At 35.5% G+C, this 11,132-nt stretch carries 9 protein-coding genes; 3 read left to right on the top strand and 6 right to left on the bottom strand.

Features of this window, described 5'->3' with window-relative positions; translation table 11 throughout:
• Positions 1 to 289: 289 nt before the first annotated feature.
• The gene (locus RCH61_RS08970) at positions 290 to 2,725 is read left to right on the top strand and encodes a metallophosphoesterase (RefSeq protein ID WP_306480490.1); all 2,436 of its coding nucleotides are present in this window, start codon (positions 290 to 292) and stop codon (positions 2,723 to 2,725) included.
• Between the two features lie 9 nt (positions 2,726 to 2,734).
• Positions 2,735 to 3,892, top strand: a complete 1,158-nt coding sequence (locus RCH61_RS08965) for a YibE/F family protein (protein WP_306480489.1) — start codon at positions 2,735 to 2,737, stop codon at positions 3,890 to 3,892.
• Between the two features lie 6 nt (positions 3,893 to 3,898).
• Here the strand turns inward: RCH61_RS08965 and RCH61_RS08960 are convergent, their stop codons facing one another.
• From RCH61_RS08960 to RCH61_RS08940, 5 genes are all read right to left on the bottom strand, one after another.
• Positions 3,899 to 4,774: a DUF3881 family protein gene (locus RCH61_RS08960; protein ID WP_306480488.1), complete on the bottom strand. Its 876-nt coding sequence runs from the start codon at positions 4,772 to 4,774 to the stop codon at positions 3,899 to 3,901.
• Between the two features lie 53 nt (positions 4,775 to 4,827).
• Positions 4,828 to 6,117 carry a serine--tRNA ligase gene (gene serS, locus RCH61_RS08955; RefSeq protein WP_306480487.1) on the bottom strand — a complete coding sequence of 430 codons (1,290 nt, stop codon included), beginning with the start codon at positions 6,115 to 6,117 and terminating at the stop codon, positions 4,828 to 4,830.
• Between the two features lie 125 nt (positions 6,118 to 6,242).
• Entirely contained in the window at positions 6,243 to 6,770 is a 528-nt protein-coding gene (locus tag RCH61_RS08950; protein ID WP_306480486.1) for a DUF4446 family protein, read from the bottom strand.
• A 172-nt stretch (positions 6,771 to 6,942) separates the two neighbouring features.
• Positions 6,943 to 7,857 carry a ParB/RepB/Spo0J family partition protein gene (locus RCH61_RS08945; protein ID WP_306480485.1) on the bottom strand — a complete coding sequence of 305 codons (915 nt, stop codon included), beginning with the start codon at positions 7,855 to 7,857 and terminating at the stop codon, positions 6,943 to 6,945.
• A 2-nt stretch (positions 7,858 to 7,859) separates the two neighbouring features.
• Positions 7,860 to 8,627 carry a ParA family protein gene (locus RCH61_RS08940; protein WP_306480484.1) on the bottom strand — a complete coding sequence of 256 codons (768 nt, stop codon included), beginning with the start codon at positions 8,625 to 8,627 and terminating at the stop codon, positions 7,860 to 7,862.
• A gap of 520 nt (positions 8,628 to 9,147) precedes the next feature.
• On the opposite strand from RCH61_RS08940, the gene RCH61_RS08935 reads away from it, so the two are divergent.
• The gene (locus tag RCH61_RS08935) at positions 9,148 to 10,101 is read left to right on the top strand and encodes an alpha/beta hydrolase (RefSeq protein WP_306480483.1); all 954 of its coding nucleotides are present in this window, start codon (positions 9,148 to 9,150) and stop codon (positions 10,099 to 10,101) included.
• 195 nt (positions 10,102 to 10,296) lie between these two features.
• On the opposite strand, the gene rsmG is transcribed toward RCH61_RS08935, so the two are convergent.
• Positions 10,297 to 11,013 carry a 16S rRNA (guanine(527)-N(7))-methyltransferase RsmG gene (gene rsmG / locus RCH61_RS08930; RefSeq protein WP_306480482.1) on the bottom strand — a complete coding sequence of 239 codons (717 nt, stop codon included), beginning with the start codon at positions 11,011 to 11,013 and terminating at the stop codon, positions 10,297 to 10,299.
• Positions 11,014 to 11,132: the final 119 nt, after the last annotated feature.

Raw genomic sequence — 11,132 nt, 5'->3', positions numbered from 1 at the left:
CTATTCTTATTTTTCTTTTCTTATTTTTTCTTTTGTTAGTTTTCCGTTAAATCCACCGACCTTTTTTTGTTAATTTTCTTGTCTTATTTTAAATTTTTGTCACTTATTTTAAAAGACTGTAAGGTCTATTGTATGTATTTTTTTTGAATGCTACGATAACTACCGGTATATGGAAATCTTTTCGTATTTTCCATATCTGACAGATTTTTCTGTTGAAACTAATGTCTTTCGTATCAAACACAATCACATCACCATACGGATGAGACAAACACTTTTACAGGAGGTTATTATGAAAAAAAGAACAGTTCAATTACAGATCGGCGCTGCAGCGCTTGCAGCAATTCTCGGAACCGGAGGCGTTATAAATGCACTGCCTTTTCCGAACACTTCGGTTACCGCTTATGCCAAAGAAGAAGATACCACAGAAAATAAAACCGTTATCAACGAAAGTACAACATGGAAGTATCTTGATGATAACACTGATCCGGCATCAGGACTTTCTTCTCTCACTGCCTGGACAACCTCAGACTTCAATGATTCTTCATGGAAATCTGCCGCAGGAAAATTTGGTGCAAAAAAAGGAAGTTTGACATCTTTTAACGGATTTACTCCAACAGTTCTTTTGCAACAATATCAGGCAGAAGACAGCAGCAAATGTACTCCGACATTTTTCTTCCGAACAACATTTGATGCAGCAAATATTGATCAGATTACTTCTATCACCGGAAGCCTTTTCCACGACGATGCTGTTGCTGTTTATTTAAACGGGCAATTAATCACTTCCGTAGATATGCCGACAGATACACAGGAAAATAATCTTTACTATGCCGGAGTAAGCGCAGGCGCTCCAAAAGAAACATCTGTTGTTCTGACGAAAGACCAACTGAAAGACATCATCAAAGAAGGAACAAACATCCTTTCTGTTGAACTTCATCAGGATCGCGAATCCAGTTCTGACATTTATTTTGAATTTTCAAATCTGTCTCTGAACTATAATGAAAATACAGACGGCAATGAAGGAGACAACAGCACTACAGAAAACGTATCTCAGAAATCAATTTTCCTTACTGTAGGAAGTGATACATCCAGTCAGGGAATTACATGGTATGCGGATACAGAAACAGCAGGAGAAGTTCAATATGCAGTAAAAACAGGAGACACTTTCCCTGAAAATTATTTAACTGTCCCTGCTTCTTCCATTGCCTCAAATGAAAGCGGATTTTACTCTAACCAGGCAGTTCTTACAGGACTCCTTCCTGATAAAGAATACGTTTATCGGGTAAAAAATGGTAATACGATCAGCGACACTTACAGTTTTACTTCAGGCAATAACGATGGATCTTATGAATTTGCTTTTGTAGGAGATCCGCAGATCGGTGCAGGCAGCACAAATACTGATATTGAAGGATGGAATGAAACCTTAAAAACAATTTCTTCAACATTTAATGCTGATTTTCTTCTTTCAGCCGGAGATCAGGTTAATACTGCATCTAATGAAACACAGTATACAGGATACATAAATAAGTTGTTTACTACTCTCCCCAGTGCGACAACGATCGGCAATCATGATTCAAGTTCTGCTGCTTATAACCAACACTTTAATCTTCCAAATGAAAGCAGTGACAAAGGACAGACAACCGCCGGAAGCGATTACTGGTTTGTCTATGAAAACACACTTTTCATCAACCTGAACTCAAACGACAGATCCACTGCTGAACATAAAGCATTTATTGAGGAAGCCATTGCTGCTAATCCGAATGTAAAATGGAAAACCGTTGTGTTCCATCATTCTGTTTTCTCAACTGCCAGTCACGTTGACGACAGTGACATCATTACCAGAAGAGAAGAGCTTCCACAGGTTTTCAAAGATCTCGATATCGACGTTGTGTTAATGGGGCATGATCACGTTTACACGAGAACTTACATGATGGACGGAACAACTCCTGACACGAGCAAAGGAGTGCAAAGCAGTGTTACAAACCCGGCAGGAATCCTTTATCTTACTGCAAACTCTGCATCAGGAAGTAAATACTATGATATCAAAGCTCCAAATGCAGAATATTCCGCTAAAATGGATCAGTCTTACAGAAGAACGGTAACAGACATTAAAGTAACAGATCAGTCTTATACAATGACTACTTATTATGCAGATGACCTTTCTTTATTAGATGAATTTACAATCTACAAAGCTGACAACACTGCTCTGACTAATAAAGTAAATGAACTTAAAGATTTAAATTTATCAGAATCTGATTATACATCAGCAAGTTGGAACACTTTTTCCAATGCTCTGAAAGCTGCACAAGAAGTATTGCAGAATTCCGATGCAACTCAAACTATGTTGGATGAAGCTCTCACTTCTTTACAGACAGCTTATGACGGACTTGTCAAAGCTGATGAAAATGGAAATGACGGCAACAATGGAAGTAACAACAATAACGGCAGCAACGGCAATAACGGCAGCAACAATAATAACGGCAGCAACAGTAATAACGGCAGCAACAGTAATAACGGCAGCAACAGTAATAACAGCAGCAACGGCAATAGCGGCAATAACAACAATAGCGGCAGCAACAGCAATAACGACGACAACGGCAATCATGCTGCTTCAGTAAAAACCGGTGATATTACTGCTTTCGCCCCAATCGCATTACTTCTTGCGGCATCACTTTCAGTTATCACAGTTATCACGAAAAGAAAAAAAGATCTGTTTAAGATCAGATAGGATAGAATCATGTTGAGAAAAATAAAACAGAATGTGATTGTACTCACACTTATTTTCCTCAGTGTCCTCACTGTGCTGATCCTGCAGCATTTTGGATTTAAAAGCTATTCTCGATACAGTACAGATACTCTCCACTACGATAAAGGTATCGTAGTGGAGATTTCTAATGAGGACATTGAATACGACAGCAAACTAAAACTTTATCTCGGAAGTCAAGACTTAAAAATAAAGATGACAGAAGGATCTCAAAAAAATGAAACAATAGAAGTGACAAATTATCTGACAAAGACACACAATGTTAAAGCAACCATAAAAATGCCCCTTATCATTAATATTGACATGCCGGATAATATCGAACCTTACTATACCGTATACAATTACGACCGTACGCTTCCTCTCATCGCCTGTGCAGTTGTTCTTGCCGCTGCAATCTTTTGTATCGGCGGGGGGAAAGGCTTAAAATCCATTGCAGGACTTCTTTATTCTATGTTTCTTGTAATCGAATTTCTTCTTCCGGCGGTATTTTCGGGATGGCAGCCCATTGCTTCAAGCATCCTATGTGCGATCTTATCAACAGCTGTTACACTTCTGCTCTTAAACGGACAGAGTGGAAAAACATTTTCTGCGATCCTCTCTACAGTGATCGGAATGTTTTTTGCGCTGATTCTTTTTCTCATAACATCTGCTATGATCCATGTAGACGGATTTAGCTCAGCAGATGCAGACGGTTTGATTTTAATACAGGAGGAAACCGGCCTGCAGATTAAAGACGTTCTTTTTGCAGGCGTTGTGATTTCTTCGCTCGGCGCGATCATGGACGTCGGAATGTCGGTTGTTTCATCGCTCTATGAGATTCATCATCACAATCCGTTCCTTTCTGCAAAGGAAATTTTCAGATCCGGCATAGAAATAGGAAAAGATATGATCGGAACGATGACGAACACGCTGATCCTTGCATTTACAGGCAGCGCATTCATCACACTACTTGTGTTCCTCTCATATCAAGTACAGTTTAATCAACTTATAAATTCTAATTATCTCAGCATTGAAATTGCACAGGGATTATGCGGAACATTCGGAATCGTTCTGACAATTCCGGCTGCTTCTGCTATCTCTGCATTTATGCTGACTCGCAATAAAAAGGCAGCTGCGAAACCTAATGATTAACATCTTTTAAAAATTAATATATCCTTGCAGCCAAATTGTCCCCTTAAATCTTCTTCCGATTTCAGGTTCACCCATCGTCTCGGATACGGGAACACATACATCAAACTGAAGTTCATTCACATTAAGCTTCATTTGATATACTTCCCTGCCCGTGGCGATGTTTTTACGCTTGCGCACTGCAAGTATTTCACCCATGATCGAATATAGATCACACTCAATCCCATAAGGCATAAAATAAGTATCTACAATGGAAAACACATCCTCATTAGCAAGTCTTTTGGAAACTTGGGAATATGTATCAATGTCATCCAATGTCAAAGTTTCTATCGCGCTTTGATCTCCGTTTCGCGCAGCATTAATAAGCATTTTACGATTGTCGGACGCTTCTTTTTCAGTCTTTATACTACGCTCATCCTTACTTACCGGAAGCAGTATCATTCCTGACAACGCAAGTCCTGATAATGTTACAGAAGTGGTCGGATCTGCCGGGAATCCTGCCTGACGTTCCCTCATATATTCAATTCCATTTTGTATTGTAAATATCAAACTGATTCCGATCTTCGAATCTTCACACATCCCCAGATACTGTTCTTTTTCTATCTTTCTCTCTACTGCAATTTCTGCATATGTGCTGATTCCGCTTCCTTCAAAATAAGGCAAATAGTAATATGGATCAAAATATTCTCTTTCATCTAATCCGCCGCACAATGCAATCCCCATACATTGTCCGTATTCTTTTTTCAGCTCACAGAAATCTTCTCCAGGCTTATAAGAAACAATGGTCTGATGGGTACATTTTTCTTCAACTTCATTCAGCAGATTTTTTAAGTCTGATCTTGTTTGAATATTATCAAATCCTAATGCTTTCAAATACTTATGCATCTGTTCTTCATCTTTCTATTTCGATCTTTTTCAAGTGTTCTACACTTGGTTCTCTATTTTTTCTTAACTTCAATCTTGTCATTTCCGCCCATATACGGTCTGAGTACTTCAGGAATCCTTACTGATCCGTCAGCCTGAAGATTATTTTCCAAAAATGCAATCAGCATTCTTGGCGGAGCTACTACAGTATTATTCAACGTATGTGCAAAATAACTTCCGTTTTCACCTTTTACACGAATACCAAGTCGTCTTGCCTGCGCATCCCCGAGATTCGAACAGCTTCCCACTTCAAAATATTTCTTCTGACGCGGCGACCATGCCTCAACATCTACAGATTTCACTTTCAGATCTGCAAGATCTCCTGAACAGCACTCCAGTGTTCTTACCGGAATATCCATTGAACGGAACAGATCAACTGTATTTTTCCACAGTTTTTCATACCATTCCATACTTTCTTCCGGTTTGCAGACAACGATCATTTCCTGTTTTTCAAACTGATGAATTCTATATACACCTCTCTCCTCAATTCCATGTGCACCTTTTTCTTTTCTGAAGCAAGGAGAATAACTTGTCAATGTCTGCGGAAGTTCTTCTTCTGTAAGCTGCGTATTTATAAATTTTCCGATCATAGAATGCTCGCTTGTTCCGATAAGATACAGATCTTCTCCTTCGATCTTATACATCATCGCATCCATCTCTGCAAAACTCATTACACCTGTAACAACATTACTTCTGATCATAAACGGAGGAACACAGTATGTAAATCCTCTATTGATCATAAAGTCTCTTGCATAGGAAATCACTGCTGAATGCAGTCTTGCAATATCTCCCATGAGATAATAAAAACCATTTCCTGCAACCTTTCTTGCACTGTCAAGATCTATTCCGTTAAAGGATTCCATGATCTCCGTATGATACGGTATTTCAAAATCAGGAACTACCGGCTCACCAAAACGCTCGAGCTCTACATTTTCACTGTCATCTTTTCCGATCGGAACAGACGGATCGATAATGTTTGGAATCGTCATCATGATTTTTTTGATTTTTTCTTCAACTTCTTTTTCTTCTGCGGATAACTTTTCAATTCTTCCCGCGCTCTCACTGACTTTTTTCTTAAGAATTTCTGCCTCTTCTAACTTTTTCTGAGCCATCATTGCTCCGATTTCTTTCGAAGACTTATTCTTTTCTGCACGAAGCGCCTCCACTTCCTGCTTAATTTCTCTGTTTCTTAAATCCAATTCGATTACTTCATCAACAAGGGGAAGTTTCTCATCCTGAAATTTGTTTTTAATATTCTGCTTTACAATCTCCGGATTACTTCTTAAAAATTTAATGTCTAACATAATTGTCTGCTCCTTTTCTCTCTTTTTCCTTCCAGTTTTCTTCTATCCACATTTCTGTTTCTATCTGCCAGTTATGTTCCTGTTTCCATTTTCTTTTATATTTACTGTTTCTGTTCTTATTACACTTATTGTTCCATATCTCTTAAATCATATGCTTCTTGATAAACCGCCTTCTCAAGACATTCTTTTTCTTCTGAAGACAGTTCGATATAACTTTCGCCATTTACAACTTCTTTTATATAAGTATAACATCCCTCTCTGCTGTGCATTGCATTGAAAATCCATCCATTATTATTTTCATCCAACATTGTGAGGGCAAAACTCAACTCTCCGCCCATCTCATGAAATGCATCATATTTTACGATTCCTACTTTCTGATAATGGGTTTTCATTTTTTCTGAAATATCATTTACTTGTTTTTCATTTTCTCTTACAAGTTCTGCAATCTCATCCAGCTCTTCAAATTTACCGAAAATACTTTTTTCAAGATTCTTTCCATTTTTTCCTTTCATAAACGTTGAATAACTTTTTTGCAAACGTTTATATTTTGTATTCAGCATCGCATACAATACGATCATTACAATCTGTATAATAAATACGATAATAAACAGATAAAATGGATCTACTCCCCAACTATCCAGTATCCCTTTCATTTCTTTTCATCTCCCCATATTTTATACTTCTTCTTTATCTTATTCTTTTCTTTTTATTTTATCCTTTTTACATTTTCAGTCTTATTTTCCAGTATTTTTTCTTTAATCGAGTCATTCTTTAATTGATTTGTTCTCTACTTTATCTATTTCTTTCCTTTTATGTTCACGTCAATTACTTAGATTGAATAGACATAATCAAATCATAGATTCTTTCAAGCTCATCCTCTGAATAATATTCTATCTCAATTTTTCCTTTTCCATTCGCTTTTGGATTCACACTTACTTTTGTTCCTATAATATTTTTCAGGTGTTCCTCCAAATTATTGTAAACAAACGTATGTTCTATTTCCTGCTTCTTTACTTCTTTTTTAGGATTTTTTAAAGCCTTAACAAGTTTTTCTGTTTCTCGAACACTCAGTTTTTCATCAAATATTTTATTTGCCAATATATATTGCTGTTCTTCATCATCAATAGCTAAAAGAGCTCTTGCATGTCCTGTACTAATCATATCATCCACGATCATCTGCTGTACACGCTCGCTCAGCTTTAACAATCTCATTGAATTAGTTACTGCTGTTCGGCTTTTTGAAACACGTTCGGCAACTTCATCCTGCTTCAGATCAAACTCTTCCAACAACCGCTTAAATGCCATAGCTTCTTCGATCGGATTCAGATTTTCTCTTTGAATATTTTCTATAAGAGAGATTTCAACTATTTCCTGATCCGTGTAGTTTTTCACAATAATCGGAACTTCTTTTACTCCGGCAAGCTTTGCCGCTCTCCATCTTCTTTCGCCTGCAATAATTTCATAATAGTCCTTTTTCTTTTGAACAAGGAGAGGCTGTAATATACCAAACTGTTTGATAGAATCTGCTAATTCCATAAGAGCATCTTCATCAAATTCTTTTCTTGGCTGTTCTCTGTTCGGTTCAACTTCATTGATTTTTACTAAGATTTCTCCGGATTCAGATTTTCTTTCGTCTTTTTCCTTACTTACTTCTTTTTTAGCTGCTGTTTCTGTTTTTACAGCCTTATTAGGTATCAGACTGTCTAATCCTTTCCCCAAACCATTTCGTTTTACTGACATAACTACTCTTCTCCTTTATGAATAACTTCTTCCGCCAACAACATGTAGCTCGTTGCTCCTGTTGACTTCGGATCATAGAGATTGATCGGCATTCCATAACTGGGAGCTTCCGCCAATCTGATATTTCTCGGAATAATCGTCTTATAAATATTCTGATTCAAATTATCCTTTACATTTTCTACGACTTGAAGTGAAAGATTCGTTCTTGCATCATACATTGTAAATACAACACCTTCTATTTCAAGGTTTGGATTCAGTCTTTCCTGTACAAGTTCAATCGTATGTATCAACTGACTTAATCCTTCCAGCGCATAATACTCACACTGTATAGGAACTATTATCGAATCTGCTGTTGTCATCGCATTAATTGTAAGCATACTCAATGCAGGAGGACAATCAATTACAACAAAATCATATTCATCCTTTACTTTTTCTACTTCCGTTTTTAAAATATACTCCTTATTTTCGACACCGATCAATTCAATTTCCGCTGCTGAAAGATTTATATTAGACGGAAGTACATCAAGATTTTCAAGTGCATCTCTACAAATACACTCTTCTATTCCCGCATTTCCTATTATCAGATCGTAAACTGTTTTTTCAGCTTCATCCTTGTCAACACCCAAACCACTTGTCATATTTCCCTGTGGATCCATATCAAGAGCAAGTACTTTCTTTCCTTTACTTGCAAGAGCTGCAGATAGATTTATAGAAGTTGTAGTCTTTCCTACCCCGCCTTTTTGATTGGCAATAGCAATTATTCTCCCCATTTTTGCCTCCTCATATGCATTTTTTAACATATTTTATATAATATAAATTTACATTTCAAGGCGCTCACAAGAAGAACACTCTACTTATATAAATTCAAGTTCTTTATGTTCGCGTGTTTTATATTATACCACTTTTTAATTTATTAATCTATAACTTTTGAATGTTTCACGTGAAACATTTTCTTAACTTTTATTAAAATTCTTCTTTCAGGAATTAATACACTATTTTTTCTTTTAAAATATTTTTTTACTTTTCGTTTTTAATCTAACGAAACGATACTAAAATAATTTATAACATCTCTAAAAGTTTCAGAAGTCACGTTCCGGGATTATAAGTGGTCATCAAGGTCTCAAGCAAGACTGAAGTTTGTTTCATCATCACCATTGATCAGATAAAATGTTTCACGTGAAACATTTTATTTTTATCTTCTTAAGATATTCTTATTACACCTTTCTTTCTTGAATTGATAAATTCTGTGTAGTATAATATTAGAATAAATTATTGAAAGATGGTGAAGGAATGGATATGAATAAAACACTGAAAAGACTTGCTGTTTTCACAGGTGTTACTTTAACAACAATGCATGTGTTTAACAGATTATCTACATATATTGCAACTGCTGATAATCTTCTTGAAGAAGATGAATATGCGTTTTATGAATGGAAATATGGTAAAATTGCTTATAAGAAAAAAGGTTCTGGTTCTCCTCTTCTTCTTATTCATAATTTTAATGTATTTTCTTCTTCTCATGAATGGGATAGGATTATAGATTGTTTTTCCGAAACAAACACTGTATACTCGATTGATTTGCTTGGATGCGGATGTTCAGACAGACCAATCTTAACATACACTAATTTTCTGTATGTTCAGCTCCTTACAGATTTCATTAAAGATGTAATAGGTGAAAAAACCGACGTAATAGTTTCTCGAGATTCTTCATCATTCGTCTTAATGACTTGCGCAAATGATGAGACTTTAATTGATCGTATCATTATGATAAATCCTCAGAATTTAGTTTCTCTTGCAAAAGTTCCTTCTAAGCAGAGCAAATTATTGAAGAGTATTTTATACATGCCGGTTATTGGTACTTTCATATATAATATGAAAACAAGAAAAGATATTATAAATGAAAGATTTACTACCGCTTATTTCTATAATCAAAATAAAGTCAATGAAAAAGATGTGCTTGCATGTTTTGAATCTTCACATAGAAATAAATCTCATTCGAAATATGTTTATGCTTGTCAAAAACTCGGATATACAAATGCAAACATTTCATTTTGCCTGAGTAAATTAAAAAATAAAATTACGATTATTATAGGAAATGATAATCCTGAGAATACACTCGCCGCTAACCAGTATCAAAATCAAATTCCTGAAATAGAAATTGTTGGAATCGATCACACGAAGATGCTTCCTCACATAGAAAAATCAGAGGAATTTATTGAAACAGTAAAAAATATTTTAAATTGATCTGTTTAATTCAGTTGTCTTATTTGGAATGAATAATAACATAATAACAATTATAATACAGTCAATAAAATGCGGATAAAATAAAAACGCCCATCAAGGCGTTTTTATTTTATCCATATTCATTTATCCTTTTCTCTGATTTTCCTGATTATAAGCAGTATATCTTGTAAAACTATATGCCTTACAGATTTCTTTCTACAACGGCTCTTTTGAAGGTATTCCTGCTTTTCTAGGATATTTTAACGGCGTATTTCTCAATTTTTTTATATTCACAAGAGATCTTCCCATATCTGTTCCCGGCAATAGAAACTTATCAACTTTTATGATTTCTCCACCGAGTATATTTACTGCCTTTTCTGACTGTTTAATCTCTTCATCAGATGAACCGCTTTTGTAGGATACGAAATATCCGTTTTTCTTTACAAAAGGAATACAGTACTCACTCAATGTTGATAAATTTGCTACTGCTCTTGATACACAAAGATCAAATTGTTCTCTATATTCCTTTTTCTTTGCATAATCTTCCGCTCTTCCATGAAGTGTCTCAATGCCTGTAAGATTTAACTCTTCTGCGACTGCATCTAAAAACTTTATTCTCTTATTCAAAGAATCCAACAAAACAACCTTTATATTCGGAAACGCTATTTTTATAGGAAGTCCAGGGAAGCCTGCCCCTGTTCCTATATCTATAACCGAACATATCTCATTGAGATCCAAAGTTCTCACAACAGTTAAGCTATCTGTAAAATGTTTTAAATTCACCTCATCATAATCTGTTATTCCTGTCAGATTCATTACTTTATTCCACTCTACAAGCATTTGATAATAGCGATCAAACTGCTCTTTTTGATATTCTGTAAGAGTGATATTTAATTTTTGAAGTTCCTCTTCAAATCTACTTTTTTCCGTCATTCATCTTCCCTCTCCACTTACTATCCGCCTAATTCGATATAATATATATAATTGTATATATCATATGGATTATATTTATTTTATGAATGTTTATATAGATATTATATATTATATAATAT

It is taken from the genome of Mediterraneibacter sp., from assembly GCF_030825015.1.
Lineage (GTDB): Bacteria > Bacillota > Clostridia > Lachnospirales > Lachnospiraceae > Mediterraneibacter.
The sequence above is the reverse complement of the archived record's forward strand: the minus strand, read 5'-3'. Positions and strand labels throughout refer to the sequence as shown.